General features: G+C 57.8%; 16 protein-coding genes. 10 read left to right on the forward strand and 6 right to left on the reverse strand.

Features of this window, described 5'->3' with window-relative positions; translation table 11 throughout:
- Positions 1–269 precede the first annotated feature (269 nt).
- From ACWTU9_RS26740 to ACWTU9_RS26750, 3 genes are all read right to left on the reverse strand, one after another.
- On the reverse strand, positions 270–1,403 hold the full coding sequence (locus ACWTU9_RS26740) for a porin (protein WP_455860941.1): 1,134 nt from the start codon (positions 1,401–1,403) through the stop codon (positions 270–272).
- Positions 1,404–2,050: 647 nt separating this feature from the next.
- Positions 2,051–2,749, reverse strand: a complete 699-nt coding sequence (locus tag ACWTU9_RS26745) for an antitoxin Xre/MbcA/ParS-like domain-containing protein (RefSeq protein ID WP_455860942.1) — start codon at positions 2,747–2,749, stop codon at positions 2,051–2,053.
- Between the two features lie 471 nt (positions 2,750–3,220).
- Positions 3,221–3,661 (reverse strand): MucR family transcriptional regulator, encoded by a 441-nt coding sequence (locus ACWTU9_RS26750; RefSeq protein WP_454508322.1) that lies wholly within the window; start codon positions 3,659–3,661, stop codon positions 3,221–3,223.
- 1,227 nt (positions 3,662–4,888) lie between these two features.
- Between ACWTU9_RS26750 and ACWTU9_RS26755 the strand changes: the two genes are divergently transcribed.
- Together ACWTU9_RS26755 and ACWTU9_RS26760 are read left to right on the forward strand one after the other, a co-directional pair.
- Positions 4,889–5,104 (forward strand): hypothetical protein, encoded by a 216-nt coding sequence (locus tag ACWTU9_RS26755; protein WP_455860943.1) that lies wholly within the window; start codon positions 4,889–4,891, stop codon positions 5,102–5,104.
- A 9-nt stretch (positions 5,105–5,113) separates the two neighbouring features.
- On the forward strand, positions 5,114–5,470 hold the full coding sequence (locus tag ACWTU9_RS26760) for a DUF2958 domain-containing protein (RefSeq protein WP_455860944.1): 357 nt from the start codon (positions 5,114–5,116) through the stop codon (positions 5,468–5,470).
- A gap of 192 nt (positions 5,471–5,662) precedes the next feature.
- Here ACWTU9_RS26760 and ACWTU9_RS26765 read toward each other — a convergent pair whose 3' ends face one another.
- Positions 5,663–6,031, reverse strand: a complete 369-nt coding sequence (locus tag ACWTU9_RS26765) for a hypothetical protein (RefSeq protein ID WP_455860945.1) — start codon at positions 6,029–6,031, stop codon at positions 5,663–5,665.
- A gap of 3 nt (positions 6,032–6,034) precedes the next feature.
- On the opposite strand from ACWTU9_RS26765, the gene ACWTU9_RS26770 reads away from it, so the two are divergent.
- From ACWTU9_RS26770 to ACWTU9_RS26780, 3 genes are read left to right on the forward strand one after another with little or no spacing between them, the layout of a single operon-like run.
- Positions 6,035–6,961: an AbiJ-NTD4 domain-containing protein gene (locus tag ACWTU9_RS26770; protein WP_455860946.1), complete on the forward strand. Its 927-nt coding sequence runs from the start codon at positions 6,035–6,037 to the stop codon at positions 6,959–6,961.
- Positions 6,962–6,971: 10 nt separating this feature from the next.
- Positions 6,972–7,232: a hypothetical protein gene (locus tag ACWTU9_RS26775; protein WP_135886359.1), complete on the forward strand. Its 261-nt coding sequence runs from the start codon at positions 6,972–6,974 to the stop codon at positions 7,230–7,232.
- On the forward strand, positions 7,232–7,462 hold the full coding sequence (locus ACWTU9_RS26780) for a hypothetical protein (RefSeq protein WP_455860947.1): 231 nt from the start codon (positions 7,232–7,234) through the stop codon (positions 7,460–7,462). The genes ACWTU9_RS26775 and ACWTU9_RS26780 overlap by 1 nt, the downstream gene beginning before the upstream one ends.
- Positions 7,463–7,493: 31 nt before the next feature.
- On the opposite strand, the gene ACWTU9_RS26785 is transcribed toward ACWTU9_RS26780, so the two are convergent.
- The gene (locus tag ACWTU9_RS26785) at positions 7,494–7,772 is read right to left on the reverse strand and encodes a type II toxin-antitoxin system ParD family antitoxin (RefSeq protein ID WP_455860948.1); all 279 of its coding nucleotides are present in this window, start codon (positions 7,770–7,772) and stop codon (positions 7,494–7,496) included.
- A gap of 307 nt (positions 7,773–8,079) precedes the next feature.
- On the opposite strand from ACWTU9_RS26785, the gene ACWTU9_RS26790 reads away from it, so the two are divergent.
- From ACWTU9_RS26790 to ACWTU9_RS26805, 4 genes are all read left to right on the forward strand, one after another.
- Positions 8,080–8,601 (forward strand): hypothetical protein, encoded by a 522-nt coding sequence (locus ACWTU9_RS26790; protein ID WP_455860949.1) that lies wholly within the window; start codon positions 8,080–8,082, stop codon positions 8,599–8,601.
- A gap of 529 nt (positions 8,602–9,130) precedes the next feature.
- On the forward strand, positions 9,131–9,343 hold the full coding sequence (locus tag ACWTU9_RS26795; protein ID WP_455860950.1) for a helix-turn-helix transcriptional regulator: 213 nt from the start codon (positions 9,131–9,133) through the stop codon (positions 9,341–9,343).
- Complete coding sequence (locus ACWTU9_RS26800) at positions 9,340–9,531, forward strand: hypothetical protein (RefSeq protein ID WP_455860951.1); 192 nt, start codon at positions 9,340–9,342, stop codon at positions 9,529–9,531. Before ACWTU9_RS26795 ends, ACWTU9_RS26800 begins: the two co-directional genes overlap by 4 nt.
- A gap of 739 nt (positions 9,532–10,270) precedes the next feature.
- Positions 10,271–12,358 carry an AAA family ATPase gene (locus ACWTU9_RS26805; RefSeq protein ID WP_455860952.1) on the forward strand — a complete coding sequence of 696 codons (2,088 nt, stop codon included), beginning with the start codon at positions 10,271–10,273 and terminating at the stop codon, positions 12,356–12,358.
- Here the strand turns inward: ACWTU9_RS26805 and ACWTU9_RS26810 are convergent.
- Entirely contained in the window at positions 12,355–13,191 is an 837-nt protein-coding gene (locus ACWTU9_RS26810) for a hypothetical protein (protein WP_455860953.1), read from the reverse strand. The two genes, ACWTU9_RS26805 and ACWTU9_RS26810, sit on opposite strands and share 4 nt — an antisense overlap.
- A 276-nt stretch (positions 13,192–13,467) precedes the next feature.
- Between ACWTU9_RS26810 and ACWTU9_RS26815 the strand changes: the two genes are divergently transcribed.
- Entirely contained in the window at positions 13,468–15,408 is a 1,941-nt protein-coding gene (locus ACWTU9_RS26815) for a ParB/RepB/Spo0J family partition protein (protein WP_455860954.1), read from the forward strand.
- Positions 15,409–15,460 lie beyond the last annotated feature (52 nt).

Raw genomic sequence — 15,460 nt, forward strand, 5'->3', positions numbered from 1 at the left:
CGGCCCGGCAGCCGGGCTAACAAATCGTCAGGGGAAGGCTCCCGCTGCGCATCTTGCCCCTGCAGTAATCTCTCTCTGGCCAAAAATGGCACGGCGAGAGCGGCGGGATCGGGACGATTGCTAGGGGTGCGAAGGGCGCCTCTTCAAGGGCGCCCTTCGCATCGGCCGGCACGCTGGGTCATGGGGGGCGAGGACCTAACTACCGCCGATCTGTTTTCTGTATCCCATTAGCCATCGCAGGCTGGGTTGGGAAGCCACCGCGTACGCAGTTAGAACGAACGCTGGAAGCGGAGGATGCCGCCAATGCTGTTCCGCTTGTCAGCACCGGTCCAGTTGGTGACGGTGTCTTCACCGACATGGAGATAATCGACTTCGGCGGTGACCTTGAGGCCCTTCACGACTTCATAGGCAACGTTCGCGGCAACGCCGAAATTCTTGCCTTCATCATAGGAGAGCTGGGTGTTGAACGAGGTCTTCTCGTTGAACTTGTATGTGCCGCCGCCCCAGACCGCCCAGTTGCCGCTCCATTGCTTATAGAAACCGCGGCCGTGAGCGTCGATGACATTGCCGGCATCGTCATTGAGGTTGTTGTCGGTGCCGTAGCCGCCCATCACGAACAGCGACAGTTCATCGGTGGCTTTGACATCCAAGCGGACCTTGCCGGCGACTTCTTCGTAGTTGCTGTCGTAGGCAACGACGCCGGTGATGCCGCCCCAGCCCTGCGTGTACTTCACGCCGCCGACGACATGCGGAACGTAGCTGTCGATCGTGCCGACGGCGCCAGAACCCTCTTCGAGCGAGACCACGGCGGAGAAGCCATTGCCGGCGTCGAGGTAGTACTGGACGACGTTGGTGTCGAAGCCGCCATAGGGAACCAGCGTATCTTGGATGACGTTGCCGGCGTAGCCGATGAACGTATCGAATGCCGACTCGTCCTTACCGACGCGGAGGCCACCGAGCTGGATCCAGGCGAAGTTCAGCGAAGGGCCCTTGAAATGGGCGGCATTGGCGCTTTCGAGCGCATTGTCATTGCCGAAGTTGAACCGGGTCTCGGTGTAGGTCTTCAAGGTGCCGAGCTCGGTTTCCTGGCCGGTCCAGGTCTTCAGGTTGAAGCGAGCGTTCTTTTTCCAGGTGCCCTGCACATCGCCGTCCCTCACATCCCTGGTTTTCGCACCGTCGAACGAACCGAGATCGCCACCGGCGATGTCGTAACGGACATAGCCGCCGATGCGTAGGCAGGTTTCGGTGCCGGGAATGTAAAAGTAGCCGGCTCCATAGACGTCGCAGATCTTGACGTATTCGGCGGGCTCCGGCTCGGCGACGGTCACCGCATCGGCGGCGCGGGCACCGGAAACTGCGATCAGGGCCGCAGCTGAGCCGAGAAGAAGGCTCTTGATGTTCATTTTTCTGATCTCCAGACAAAAGTTAAAACGGGTTTGATTTCTTTGCTGAAGGGCAGCGTTGCTACCCCATCCCCAACTATTGAAAAAGAAGCGCACCGCGCCGCCCTTTCGCCCCCGACATGGCCTAACCCGCGGCGGCGTTCAACAGAGATTATCTCCGAAAACGGGTCTCTTCGACTCTTATAGAAGTATTGTTGCGCAAATATCACGTTATCTACTGAAAAACGGCACATATTAGACAACTGGCACGAGTGAAACGCGAAGTTAGATTTGAGATATATAACTACTAAACCGATTTAGAGGATTTTATGAAGAATATCATGTTGGGGCGGAAAAGAGATTCGCACTCTGCCTGCCCCACCTTTCGGGAAATCCGAGGCATTGCCGCCATCCGACTGACCGGCGCTAAGAGAGCGCCTGTCTGTTCAGAGCCGCCTGTCCGAAGCTCGGGATTGTGCGGCGTTGGCGCTGCCGATCGCCGACACGCCCCCTATCGGTCATCATACCGGCAGAAGCGCTCACGCAGGATGGGATCGTACCGGCTTACACCATGCGAAGGCTGAAGGTGCCGTGGAACAGTACGTTGAACTTCCTGTTCTTGCGTGTGCCGGAAGCTGGAGCCGACGGCATAGGCCCGGTGAAGAAGCTCAAGTCGATGAAAACTTGCGAGCAGCCGACACGACGTCACACACCATGTCCTGCTTGAGCCCCTCAATCGGAATGCGCCCGTGGAGTAGCGGCGAAGGGCGGGTCAGCCAAAACCACGCCAGCCGTGGATTCCCGATTGCCGACATCACTTCGCTAATCCCCGATGCCGGTCTGCCGTCGACGAACTGGGCGAGCGGAAAGACATGTTTGCGGCCGCCCTTGCGCAAGGCAATAACCTCATTGCGCCTTTGCCAACGATGCAGCGTCGAGCGCGGTATGCGGAAATGCTCTTCCAGATAGGTCGATCCGGCGACTTCGCCCGCCCAGTCCTCAATCAGCACCGATTGCAGATCGTTTGTCCGCTTCGCTGATGCGAGTGCTGGGGTTGCCGTCATCGGGCCATCATCCGCGCGATTGGCACCGGCGGGGCCGCAGCGTGTGAACTCCCCGAATCTCCGGAAGAATTCCGGGGCGAACGCAGCGCATTCGCCCTTGAAAGAGCCGATCGCGAGGCGCTGTGCCTGTGGAAGGAAGGGGACGGCGGCGGCGAGGCCGCCGGCGATGGCGCTGGCTGAAATCAGAGTTTGTGTGTCGAGAACAATGCCGTGCTGGATCAGGGCCTGTTGCACGGATTCCGCCACCAGGTCTGCCAAGGCACCCTGCGAGATCCCCTCTGTTCGTTTCTGAAACCTGGTCATGTAACTGTCTTGCGCGCCCCTCGCTCCCGTCACCGGCTGCGGCCGAGATTTGAACGGCTACAGCGGGAAGCGAAAATGGCAGCAGCAGATGCAGCGACCCCACAGGTTGCTGTCTTGCATTTTGACATCCCCAACTGACTGTCAAGGCGTCCCGATATGTCAGTCACAGGACGCATCGGTTTCCGTTTAGGTGCGAATTGTGACGGCTGCGCGACAGAGGCGGCCGAAAGAACCTTCGTTCGAAGGAACGACCAAGGTTACCAAAAAAAAGGGCCACATCCCGCGGCCCATTTTTACGTCACGATGTTGATTTACGTTCTATTTTTCTCCCTGCGCTAGAGCAATGAGAAAAATCGACCTCTCTTATGACTTTCCGTTTTCTGATGAGGTGCGCCAATCGTGAGCGGCGATGATGCTATCGCGGTGATCCTTTGCTCGGGCACAAAGCTCCCGCCTGGTCCTATCCATGCCTCAGACCTTCGCCTTGCGCTTCGAAGAAGACTTTTTGACTGGAGCCGCCTTTCTCCCCAAGCCTAGCGATTTCGCGAGCGCTGATCGGGTTGCCGAGTAATTCGGGGCGACCATGGGATAATCTTTTGCCAATCCCCATTTCGTCCGGTATTCGTCGGGCGTCATCCCGTGTCTGACTGCAAGGTGGCGCTTAAGTGACTTGTATTTCTGACCGTCTTCCAGGCTGATGATATAATCCGGGTAAATCGACTTTTTGGGATTAACTGCGGGCTTTAGGCTGGGCGCCTCAGGCGGAGTTGCATTTCCAATATTAGACAATGCCGAATTCACACTAGCGATCAAATCCGGCAATCCAGATGCCGGCACCGGGTTCTTCTGGACATAAGCGGAAACGATATCAGCAGTAAGTTCGATGAGATTATTGCCTGATTCCAGGGACATCTTTGTTCTCCTCAATTCCCCCGGGATTCCCATACCCGCCAAATCCGGAATGTGCAATATGCGAATATTCTGGCTAAGAGCTGTAGACGCGCAATTTCGCAGCGTTCGCGACTTTCTACTGAGGATGGCTCACGTCGTGGTCCACGTCGCACGGTTGAGAGTGCAAAGAATCCTGTTTCCATTACTTGGCTGGGAAGCGCTCAAGCAGGGTCGAACACTTAACCGTAGTGCCAATGTGGCTTAGGCTCTGTACCCAAGAACATAACTCCGAGCTTGTCCCCTCGGCGCCACCGGACCACCGTTTTATAACCTACCCCATCAGTCGGGATGTAAAGAAGGAATTCGTTTGGGACGCGCGCATCAATTGACACTTGCAGCTCCGCGCCTTGCGAATGCATGTTGCGAACGGTGCACTTGACTTCAGAATTTGAAATGCCTGAGAGAATGGACGCTCCTTTGAGAACGCGCCGACGCCGCTGCTCCCTGGATTCTTTTCCCCCGTTCATAGAACACCCATCAAGGTAAGATCGGCTCGCGCTGTGCAACAGCCAGCTTGCGCTGCCGGAGGTCACGCCGCAAAAGCCCGGTAACATTACTGTTGTCGGGTAGCAATAACCGAAACAGAGCCATGTATTACAGTTGCATTGTGAGTTGCATTACTCGCTTCCTCGTTGCGGGCGCGGAGTGAAAAGGACTATTAGCGCCAATTGAGCTGCAATCTAGTCTCCCCATGGGATGGCGAACGTATTCTGACGGCCTTGCGTCGTGCCCAATCGCGATTTTAAGTCTGCAGCCAAGCCTGCAGCATGGTGTAACAGACTGCATGAGCTTCTCATTCCCGGTCGCACCTCCTTCGAACCGGATGGGGCCGCAGGTATGCGTCTCACGACGGCCAGGACCGGCAGGAGGCGGCCTGATCGACGCGCAGTTCCAGGCTACACGTCGCAACTACTCCATGGCGAAACCTTCATTTCCTGGGCTGGTTGTCGTCTGATGTGACGCTCTAGCGTTTGGGTTGACGTTCTTCCCTTGTCTGTCGGCCAACGGCCTTTCCTGTTGCTGTCTTGCCCGGAGCTGATGACGTTTCTTTTATCCGGCCCAGCCGTCTTGTCCCGTTCCTGCCCGCTCCATTCGCTGCGCTCCCGTGTTGGGGACAAGCCGGCTCTGCGCGCCGTCTCCTTTGGAACCGTCCTCCGGGACAGAAACCAGCAACCAAAGGAAAAGACCATGACCAACAGACGTAACTCCGAAACGAAACCCGAGCCGAAATCGCCGCTCTACCACGCCTACACCGTGCGCGACGGCAAGGAAGGCCAGAAGGGCTTCTGGACCCGCATCGGCTCCCTCTTCGCCCATGACGACGGCGAGGGCGGCACGCTCCTCCTCGAGGCCTTGCCCATCGACGGCCGCGTTGTCCTCCGCGCACCGAAGTCCGACGAGTAGGAGGCGGCCATGCAGATCCTGACCCAGAGTCTGCGGGAAAAGCTGCTGGCGAATGGTCGCCAGCAGCAGCCCCTCCGCGGGACCGCACACGAAATCGACTTCGTTCCCGTCGTCAAGCTGTTCACCCCGGACGCCGGCGCGACCTGGCTCCTGACCGAAATCGACCCGGACGATCCGGATGTCGCATTTGGCCTCTGTGATCTCGGGCTTGGTTGTCCGGAAATCGGCAACGTAAGCCTCTCCGAGCTGTCCGCGCTGCGCGGGCAACTGGGCCTGCCGATTGAGCGGGACCTGTATTTCGAGGCGGACAAGCCCCTGTCGGTCTATGCCAGCGAGGCTCGACGCCTCGGTCGTATCCGAGTGTAGACGCTTCCGGTGTCGCTCAACGCCGTCCGCCGGGACGGCGTTGAGTCGCGAAACGGATTTGGTGCGGGCGCACAAGCGCAGCGCGGAGCCGCGGTCGAGTCGATTTCGCTTGTGGGAGAGCGGGGCAGTGCCCCTTGGTTTCCCATACTATAAATCTCTGCAGGACGAGCTAAACGGCCAGGTCGAATACAGCTATTCGAACCACTCTTTCATCAATCCAGCGGCGAGCAGAAGGTTTTTGTCGATCGTCTCCGGGGTCATACGCTGCTTGTGCATATAGGCTATTAGCTGCCGTTCAACCTCATGCCAGCTTAAGCCAGCGGCCAAGGCTTCTTGCATATAGAGAAGCGCCCTTTCCCTATCCTTGGCATGGACAGCGAAAGAAGCATCCATATAGGCAAAGCCGCCTGCCACCAGGCGTCCCCAATCTGCCATGCAAAATCCCTCGTAGCCTGTGTGAAGTGCTGTCGATTTCTTGCCTGAGTTCTTTTTTTGTTCTATCCAATCTGGGTAATTGAAGCAATCGGTGCGATGCCGGATTTGCGGGGAAGGATGAGGCATTCGATGCTCTTCAGTCAGCGTTACATGCGCGCTATCGATCAAGGACGGCTTGTTGTTGAAATCCCTGAAGCTACTCGCCGCAAACTATGGTCGTGGCTTCAGGCCAACGATTCGCCGCTGCATCTCCAGCGTGACCCCAACGACCGTTGGATTTCCCAGTCATCTATTCTGGACGAGGTTTCGTCGGATTTGCTCGTCGAGCATGGTTGGGACCGGCTGCCCGTGTTGCGCACACCGTCTGAACGGCCCGGTGAGCTGCGTCTGCTGGTTCAAGAAGGGGCCGCTTCTTGGGTTTTCGATACGGTAGAATTGGCTGCCCGGTATATGGATGCTGCCGAGAAGGAAGCACTACGCCAGAAGGTCAACCAGATATTTGAGCTGCATGATTGCCCCTGGCGGCTCTCTGACGGTGAGTTTTTCAAGCTGGACGGTGATTTCATTGGAGCCAGGCTTGCCACGACTGCCCACGACGCCCTGACGGCCAATCGCTTCGAGGGTGCTGGCGATGAGTTCGCCAAGGCCCGCCAGTATCTCGGCGCCGGCGATGTTCGCGAAGCCATTTTCTATTCGGGTCATAGTTTCGAGAGCGTGATGAAGGTTCTTACGGGCCTGGACCATGCTAACGGCGACAAGCTTATCAAGGAACTTGCTCAACAGGGTTTTTTCGATGATCTACCCGAAGCCGTCAGGAATGGCTTTACAGACCAGGTTCTGAGGGCGTTGCCTTTTCTGCGCAATAAGCTGGGCGGACATGGACAGGGTGCAGCGGTGGTCAACATTCCGCCCGTGTACGGAGATCTGGCTATTCAGATTGCCGCCGCCTTCCATAATTTTCTGATCTCCAAGCATCTGGAGCGCTCGACGCCCCCTCCGCCAGAACCGTTGCGTGAGCCCGCAGCACGTGAATTGACCGACGAGATACCGTTTTAGGGGGAGAAGTATGCGCAGCGCTGGGCAGGTTGTTTTTGTTTCGAGAAACGGCGGTATGATCGTCGTGCACCATGTTGACGGTTACGCTGTCGTGGAACTGATCGGCGATGAAGGCTCTTTGAGTGTTGGCGACCGTGTGAAGGGAGATTGGGACGCGCTGGGCGGTGAGCCTCTGTTTGCCAACGACCACACGCTTGATGCGTATTTTCAGGGCAGCTGGGGTTCACGCGATGCGGCGGTGCAGATCGCCCGGAACACCGGCGGCGGCTGATGCCTCTCGATCACTTCGTTTCGCAAGTCCATTTGAAGAACTTTTATTCCGACGGTGGATGCGGGCCATTGGTCAGAATCAAAAAAGACGATCTCCAGATCGTCGCGCGGGCGGCCGCCATTGGGAACGTCACCGATCTTTCGGCACCGCGCCATAATCCGTTGCACAAATCCCGACGCCACCACATCGCTCTGGCTGGCCTCGGCGATAATCCGGTAAATGCCCTGTAAGTCGGAAATGGCCTGTGGTCGGTAGGTGACCTTAACGCGGCGCATGGCGCGCGGCTTTGCTTTCGCTTTCCATGAAGCGCGTCATTTCCGCTTCTGCCTCGTCCGCAGTCAGGCTCGGCCATGGATCCTCGATCGATGCCCTGATCCGTGCGCGGAGAACCGCATTGATCGCTTCTTCTTCGCGGTCGAGGGCGCGCAACGCCGCCCGCATGACTTCACTGGCGGATTCGTAGGCGCCTGAGGCCAACCGCGCGTCAACGCTTTGCTGCTGCTTGCCGAGGGAGACGGTGATGGGTTTGCTGGTTCGCATGATTGAGTCTTTCGTTCATTTCCTCTTATAGCATGCGTTAATTACATTCCTGTCGGTGCAAACTGTCGGACCCGCCGGTAACGCTACATTGAGCTCCTTTAGGTGCCCCCGTAGACTACTCCCGCACCGAAACTATCTTGGTCTCGCCGACGGGCAATTCGGTGCCTCGCCTCGGTCGTCCTTCTTTGGGCGGCAACGATGAAGGCTCCGCCCGCCCAAGCAGGCACACGGTAGGGAGGCCCCGCTCTGATGCATCGTAGGGTTGCAAAAATCGGAGCATCCGTTAAGTCACGTGAGAATGAAGCGCATGCGAGAACAGGACATTCCTGCTTTTGTGCAGGAGGTGGCCGCAGCCGGTTGCGACATCTGCGCCGTGGGACCAGGTCACTACGTTATGGGTGATGTCGATGTTCCGCGCGGCCAACGTCGAGGCTTGTACACAAAACTCAAGGAAATCGACGCTCGTTACGGCAACCGCGATCACCTACGAAACAAAATCGCGTCGCATCTGAGATCGATTGGGCGCTATATCGACGCGTCTTCATTGGGAGCCGTGGCTTGGGCGCAATTTCCCACCTCCCAACGCGAGATCGATGATGAACCTCCGGACCTGGCAGCCGTTACCGCATATGATCAGGCGCACATCTCGACCTACGCCGCCCTGCTGGTCGCGGAGGCCAAGGGCGTCGATTGGAACCACGTAGCGCGCCTTATCCTGAATATCGACCCCCAGCGTGAGTCGGAACGAGCACGTCGGGCTTGGGCGTCGCACCTGGCGCGGGCGCAGTGGCTGGCGACGAGTGGTTTCGGGGAGAATTTGCTGCAATAGGCCAGGCTCGCGCCACATCAGACGTCCGGCCAAAAGCCGACTGCGACAAGGCGATGGTGGCCCGCTGGGATAGAGACGCAGACCGGGCCTTGCCCTGTTTGAGGGCGGAGCGGAGCAATCGCAACGATGCGTTTTCGAATGAGTCAGCCGGCGCGACAAAAGAATGTCCAATTTGTCCGCCGCATCGATGCTCCTACGGCCGCCCTGTTGAACCGGTCTCAGGGCCACGAACTTTCTCTAGCATCGGACTGACTTGGTCCCGCTGGCGGGCATCGAAACGATCACGTCCCTTACGCCTGAGCCGGTAGACGATGTATGATGGGACGTGAAGCCAGCAATTCAGTTGTACGAATGTCGTACCGGGTAAATCGCGCCAACATTATTTTTGAGGGCGGCCCTTTACCGAAACGGTTCGAGCGCCTTTTATATGGGTGCGGGATAAAAACTGAAAAAATCTACTATATATTGGTATGCGCACTCTCGCGGCGCTGGCAACCCAAAACCCACACCCACAGCTAGGTGTCTCATGATGACCACGAATGACGCCGCTGCCCATATCGGCAAGTCGGCTAGTTGGCTGAATAAATCCAGAATGTCGGGCAACGGCCCGGTCTATATGAAAGTCGGCGGATCAGTTCGGTATCGCCTCGCTGATCTTGAGCGATGGCTTTCGGCTGGCCGACGAACTGCGGTTTACGACCATGCCAACAACAATATCCGAGCCATGGGATCAGCAGCATGAAGTTCAAAATCTTTAGCGAGGACTATCCGGACGGCCTCAATGTCGATTGGGCCGCCGTTCCTGGCACGGGTGACTTTGTCAGCCTCAGGTATAAGGGCGGGACTTCGAAGCTGACAGTCGATCGTGTCGAGTACACCTTCGATGTCGACGAAAAGAGTATCGAGGTTGCGGTGTACCTCACCTACTAAAACCTCCCCGCCCGCGGCTATCACCCCTTTGCAACTCACGCCCGCGATCCGCGGTGAGGAGAATCTATGCCACTAATCCAGCTCGAAAACGGCGACACTTAAAACTCAAGGCACGTCGTCAAATTCCTCGAACTCCATGATGGTCGCCATCAATTTGGGATGAGCGATGGGACCAATCCAATCACTATGGCTACGCCATCGATCCAGAGAAGGCCTTCTTTCCCATTGTGCCCGCCGCAACGGGGTTCAAGACGATCGCGACAGACATAGTCGATGGCGTTCGTCGGTGGGATATCCGCAGCGTTATTGCTTGGCAGATTTGTCCCTCTGGCAACTTTGCCATCTCTGCCGGACCTTCGAATGATGAAGGTTACGCTGCGCTGATTGAGCCTGACGGTACCGTGGTCGATTGCGACGGATACAGGTTTGACAGTTTTGACGACTTCCAACAGTCGGTCGGACATGAAGACGCGAGCGTTCGCGAGGCGGCATAGAGGGGCGGCTTTGAAGATTATCAAGATACAGCCGGAGCCACATGGCTCCGGTAACGCGCTGGCGCGGTTCGACCTGCAACTTACTCCAACGTGTCGCCTACTAAATCTCAAGCTTATCCAAGGTCCGAGGGGTGCCCGCGTCTACGCGGCCAGTGCCTTCAACTGTAACACCGCCACCTTCGCCCCCGAACTCGCCGAAGAAATTTGCCGCGCCGCTCTGGCAGCCCTTGGAGAAAATTCCCCACATGACCGAACCACGGACTGATGCCGACATCCAATACGCTATGGGCGATCGTGTCGAGCACGACAAATTCGGCGCAGGAACCGTTGTCTATTCACATCTTTCGGGTGCGGTTGTCGAATTTGATAGCGGAAAGCGCGGCAACTTTGGGCTTGGACGCAAGTTCATAAAGCCTTCTGACGTCCCGAGGCCAGAGAAAAAGACGAGCGAGCAAGCAAAGCCAGCGGCGGCAAATGACAACAAACCTGGCGAGCTCGATATCTTCGCGTGGAAGTCGTCGCGGTTCGTCGGCGAGCCGGCGCCGGTCGAATATTTGGTCAACGGTGTTATTGAATCCGGTATCCCCGGCATGATCGCCGCGCAGGGCGAAGTCGGCAAGAGCTTCACCATGCTCGAACTGAGTCGCCGGGTTGCGTTCGGAACGAAGGGCAATCTTCCGCCGCCGCCGATCTTTGGCGGTCAAGTGGTGCAAGAAGGAACGGCGGTCTTGCTGGCCGGCGAAGATGATGCGCGGGCAATGCACAGGCGTCTTGCGGCGCTCGACCCGAAGGGATCTCGTCTTGCTGAGAAGGGCGACAAGCTCATCGCCATTCCCTTGCCGTCTGCCGTTAAGGCAATCCAGCCGTTTTGGAGGGTGGTCAAGGGCGAATTGGTGGAAACGCCATCGTGGCGGCAGTTCTGCGATAATCTGGACAAGGTGTCAGACTTGCGATTGGTGACGATCGATCCGCTCCAGCTCTTCGCAGCAGTGCCGCTAAACGAGGATCCGGCCGCGGGGCAGTTTGTTTGTGGCTCTATTGCCTCGTTGGCAGCGCATACCGGCGCCAACGTCTTCTTCGCACATCATATGGCGAAGCGCGTGAAAGGGATCGTAACACTCGGAGATGCGCGGGATGCCATCCGCGGCACCAGCGCGTTGGTCGACGGTGTCCGGCTAGCGTACGGGCTCTGGTACGGCGAAACCGACAAGGCGCGCAAGATTTGCAAGACGATCGGCGTGCCGTACGAGCCGAATCGAATTGTACATGGCGGCGTGGTCAAGGCGAACGGAGCGGCTCGCCTGGTTATCCGATCAGACGAGGGACACCTTGTGTCCCGACCAACATCTGCGTTGACCTTCATGGAAAGTTTGCAGTATGTGCGGGGTAGGTCGAAAACTGGGTTGGGGGAGAGAATGTTGGCCAGACTATGGTCGTTAGCCGTTAGCATTGCGCGGGGACTTCGAGACAGAGCGGTCGATATTGTCTTCTGGTGCGTTACCGGCTTCGCTGTATTTGCTCTCGTTACTTCGATTTCCTCAATTTGGGTGTTGTCCGTCTACAGAGTAAATGAGGAATTCAAGACGAGCCCCACGTTCCTTGGCGCAGTCTCCACCATTTTCGTGTCAATCATTCGACCCACTGCAACCACGGCTTACGATCGTGCACTGGCAACTGAGGTCGCCAACGTGTTGATATTTTCATTATCGATCATGGCGATATTCGCAGGGTCTCTTTACATATTTAAAGAGCGTCGCACCGTGCAGCTCGAGCTGCCATATAACGAACGAAAATTCACGACCAATGACGACCTTTTAAATTCGCATACCGTGCCGGTGATGGATCAGTATTACGCGTCCGCATCCCATGTCTATATTATCTCAGGGGACTACGACTGGCTTTTCTCGGTTCAGAACGCCGTGATCGCAAAGCGATTGCGTGACCTTGTCTTGAAAGGCAACGCTCATCTTGTCAGTTACAAGACGCCGGAGGATACTTTCCTACGTTGGAAAAATTATGAACAATCTAAGCAATATCTCGATTTATTCAAACGCATAACATACAATTGCCCACTGAAATTGAAGGCAAGCTTGGTTCAGCAACGCAATGGTATGTACAGCTTTATCTTTCTAAGCAATGTTGATGAGGAATCGCGTTATTCCCGGCCAGCGCTGCATCATTACAAGATATTCGAATACAGGAGCAGGGGGGTGGGTGTTGCGCTGCTTAACAATATACAGAATCTGATCATTCCGATCGCCGCGAAGCCTCAACGGAACAATTCTACCCAGAAGCGCGTCGCTGCAATCGAATCAGACGATTGGTGGGGCTAGTCGCGAAACGCGTAGAGCAGGTTCGCTTTCACAGAGACCGAACGAACATCCCTGATCATATTAGGCTGCACGTCGCCTCCGACCCTAGCATCCTGGACTTTGAATCCAAGATTGGAGAATTGTTCGGCGGCGGCGCGGATATTGCGCTCATAGTCTATGGCTAACAGGTGTAATTCACCGTCACGGGTGGCTCGCCGCGTGAAGGGCAGCTTGTAGTCGGATTCGTTGAACAGGGAATAGCTAGCAAGTGTCACCCTTTGAGGCGCCTGCATTAGGTGCTCGAACAGGTCTCCAACCACGAATGAAGATTGATCGTAAAGGCCCAAACGGTGCACAGTATTTAGCGCAATGAGCAGCTGAAACGAGTATCTGTCGACAAATCTAATGGAAACGTGGGTGCCACTCAGCTCTCTCACGAGCAGTGACCACGCTATGCCAAACGTTCCTGAACCGCAGCCAAGATCGTCGACATGTTCCAATTGGCCAGCGCGTGGTGAGTGCTGAAGAATAAAGGCGCTAGCAATCAGGCATTTGTATAGGTTTCGATAGAAGAACAAGTCGTCATATAATGCAAAGGCAGTGCGGTCCTCGAATTTCACATGAGAGTTATGGCGCCGCTGCGCTATAATCTTGCGAAATTCGCCCAAATCCTCAGAGTCGCGGCTTAACCACGGGGCCGGATGAACGTCCGACGCTTCTAGGCTGGCCTGTACAGGGGTCAAGCCTGTTAGCGATCGCTTAATTAGGAAGAATACCTTCCGGCAAGCAACCTGATTTTCATTCGACAGGTGCGATGCGATCAACCGATTCTGCGGGATTAACTTGGCATCCATCCCGTCATTACACCATAAAATTGACTTGGCAGGTAACGTATTTGAAGCCCGTGACCATTTCAAGGCCGGCGGGAGAGAGGCGCGCGGCCCTCTCTCCCAGCAAGCCGCCGCGGGCGGTTTCCCCCATCTTCCTCCGCTACGCTCCGTGCAGACCGGGGAGACCCCTCCGCCCCCGGGACTTGCCCCCTCTCTCCCCGCTGCTCGCCGCGTGGCAGGGGTCAGGTGGCCTGACCCGCAGGGGCAGGGACGCCTGAAACCAAATAAAGGAGCAAGTTCATGAATACCGCTGAAATCACTATTCCGCTCGGCAAGCTGGTGCCGAGCAAGGCCAACGTCCGCCGCGTCAATTCCGAGTCAGGCAGGGCCGAACTGGCATCCAGCATCGAGGCGCACGGCCTCATCCACAACCTTGTGACCCGCAAGGCCCCGAAGGGAGCCAAGTTTGAGGTCGTGGCCGGAGGGCGGCGTCTGGGGGCGCTGCGGTTGCTGTTGGACGAAGGCCGTACCGTGCAGGGCGTGGCAGTGACCAAGGACTATCCGGTCAGGGCCGTCTTGCGCGAGGACGGCAGCGACACCGAGATTTCTCTGGCCGAGAACGACCAGCGGGAGGCGATGCACCCGGTGGACGAGGTCGTTGCGTATCGCGACCTTGTCGAACAGGGCATGGCGGCGGAAGACATCGCCTCCCGTTTCGGCAAGTCCATTGTGACGGTGCGCCAGCGTCTCAAGCTGGCCAGCCTGTCGCCCCGCATCCTCGATGCCATGCGGGCAGGTGAAGTGACCCTTGAGCAGACCAAGGCCCTTGCGTTGAGCGACGACCACGCGACGCAGGAAGCAGCTTGGTTCGAGCAGGATGGCTGGAGCCGCAATCCCGGCAGCCTGCGCTCATTCCTGACCAGCGCTCATGTGCGGGGTAATGACCGGCTGGCGCGTTTTGTCGGCATCGAAGCTTACGAGGGTGCCGGGGGCGGGGTGTTGCGCGACCTGTTTGCGGAAGACGAATTGACCTTCCTGACCGACCGGCCCCTGCTGGTGAAGCTTGCCAGTGAGCGGCTTGAGGCGGTGGCGGATGAGTTGCGTCCGCTGGGGTGGAACTGGGTTGAAATCGCTCTCGACACGAGTGTCCTTCACACCAGCGGGTTCGGGCGCATCCACGTGGTGCGGCGTGACCTGACCGAGGCCGAGCAGGCGGAAGTGGCGGCGCTGGGTGTCCAGTACGACGAACTGGCGGAAACGATTGACGGATACGCCGAGGGCGCCCCGCAAATCGAGGCCGAGGAAGTGAGGCTGCATGCGCTGGAAAGCCGCATCGAGGCCATCCAGCGTGCTGCGGAAAGCTTCGACCCCGCGCAGATGGCGCTGGCGGGCTGTGTAGTGGGCATTTCCTACAACGGCACGCTGGACATCACAGCAGGTCTGGTGAAGGCCGACGACCGCAAGGCGCTTGCCGCCTTGCAGTGCGGCGACGAAGGCGATGAAGACGACAAGGGTGACGATGCGGTGCAAGGAAAAGACACCGAGGTCGAAGCCAGCGGCATGTCGACAACCCTCACCGAGGAACTCACAGCCATCCGTACCGCAGCCTTGCGCGTGGAACTGGCGGGCCGTCCCGAAGTGGCCCTGGTCGCCATCCTGCATGCGCTAGTGAGCCGTGCGTTCTACGATTACCACCATGGCCGTATCGAACCTGCCGTGGAGGTCACCGGCCAGCGCCGCAATCTGGTTCCGTCCATCAAGGAGCCGGATGCCTGCCGGGCATTGACGGGTTGGAATGAAATCATGGAAGGGTGGGCGCACCGCGTGCCGGGCGACCCCGCTGACCTGTGGCCTTGGCTGATGGCGCAGCCGCAGGACTTGCTGCTTGACCTGTTGGCGGTGGTCACAGCCGCCAACCTCAACGCCGTGGTCGCGCGCCACGATACAGTCAAGCAGCGCATCGCCCAAGCAGACGTGATGGCAGCGGCGGTCGGGCTGGACATGCGCCTGTGGTGGGTGCCGGACGCAGCGTTCCTGTCGCGACTGTCGAAAGCCGATATCGCGGGTGTGATGCGTGAGGCCGGGTGCACGGAAGATGCGGCGCAATCGGTTGAGCGTGCCCCGAAACCCGAAGGCGTCTTGCAGGCAGAGAAGGAACTGGACGGCAAGGGCTGGCTCCCGGCAGCGCTGCGCGGGAGGGCCAAGGCCGAGCCTGAGACCGTGGCTGAGGCGGCCGAATAGGTCGTCGCCGGTTCAGTTGAAGCCCGGTGCCGGTGACGGCACCGGGCTTTTG

The organism is Mesorhizobium sp. 128a, from assembly GCF_053848025.1.

Coding starts and splice junctions, on each gene's coding strand:
- ACWTU9_RS26805 (WP_455860952.1), top strand. CDS start 10,271: ATGACCGAACCACGGACTGATGCCGACATCCAATACGCTATGGGCGAT.
- ACWTU9_RS26795 (WP_455860950.1), top strand. CDS start 9,131: ATGACCACGAATGACGCCGCTGCCCATATCGGCAAGTCGGCTAGTTGG.
- ACWTU9_RS26745 (WP_455860942.1), bottom strand. CDS start 2,749: ATGACCAGGTTTCAGAAACGAACAGAGGGGATCTCGCAGGGTGCCTTG.
- ACWTU9_RS26790 (WP_455860949.1), top strand. CDS start 8,080: ATGCGAGAACAGGACATTCCTGCTTTTGTGCAGGAGGTGGCCGCAGCC.
- ACWTU9_RS26775 (WP_135886359.1), top strand. CDS start 6,972: ATGCGCAGCGCTGGGCAGGTTGTTTTTGTTTCGAGAAACGGCGGTATG.
- ACWTU9_RS26800 (WP_455860951.1), top strand. CDS start 9,340: ATGAAGTTCAAAATCTTTAGCGAGGACTATCCGGACGGCCTCAATGTC.
- ACWTU9_RS26760 (WP_455860944.1), top strand. CDS start 5,114: ATGCAGATCCTGACCCAGAGTCTGCGGGAAAAGCTGCTGGCGAATGGT.
- ACWTU9_RS26770 (WP_455860946.1), top strand. CDS start 6,035: ATGCTCTTCAGTCAGCGTTACATGCGCGCTATCGATCAAGGACGGCTT.
- ACWTU9_RS26780 (WP_455860947.1), top strand. CDS start 7,232: ATGCCTCTCGATCACTTCGTTTCGCAAGTCCATTTGAAGAACTTTTAT.
- ACWTU9_RS26785 (WP_455860948.1), bottom strand. CDS start 7,772: ATGCGAACCAGCAAACCCATCACCGTCTCCCTCGGCAAGCAGCAGCAA.
- ACWTU9_RS26815 (WP_455860954.1), top strand. CDS start 13,468: ATGAATACCGCTGAAATCACTATTCCGCTCGGCAAGCTGGTGCCGAGC.
- ACWTU9_RS26810 (WP_455860953.1), bottom strand. CDS start 13,191: ATGGATGCCAAGTTAATCCCGCAGAATCGGTTGATCGCATCGCACCTG.
- ACWTU9_RS26755 (WP_455860943.1), top strand. CDS start 4,889: ATGACCAACAGACGTAACTCCGAAACGAAACCCGAGCCGAAATCGCCG.
- ACWTU9_RS26750 (WP_454508322.1), bottom strand. CDS start 3,661: ATGTCCCTGGAATCAGGCAATAATCTCATCGAACTTACTGCTGATATC.
- ACWTU9_RS26765 (WP_455860945.1), bottom strand. CDS start 6,031: ATGCCTCATCCTTCCCCGCAAATCCGGCATCGCACCGATTGCTTCAAT.
- ACWTU9_RS26740 (WP_455860941.1), bottom strand. CDS start 1,403: ATGAACATCAAGAGCCTTCTTCTCGGCTCAGCTGCGGCCCTGATCGCA.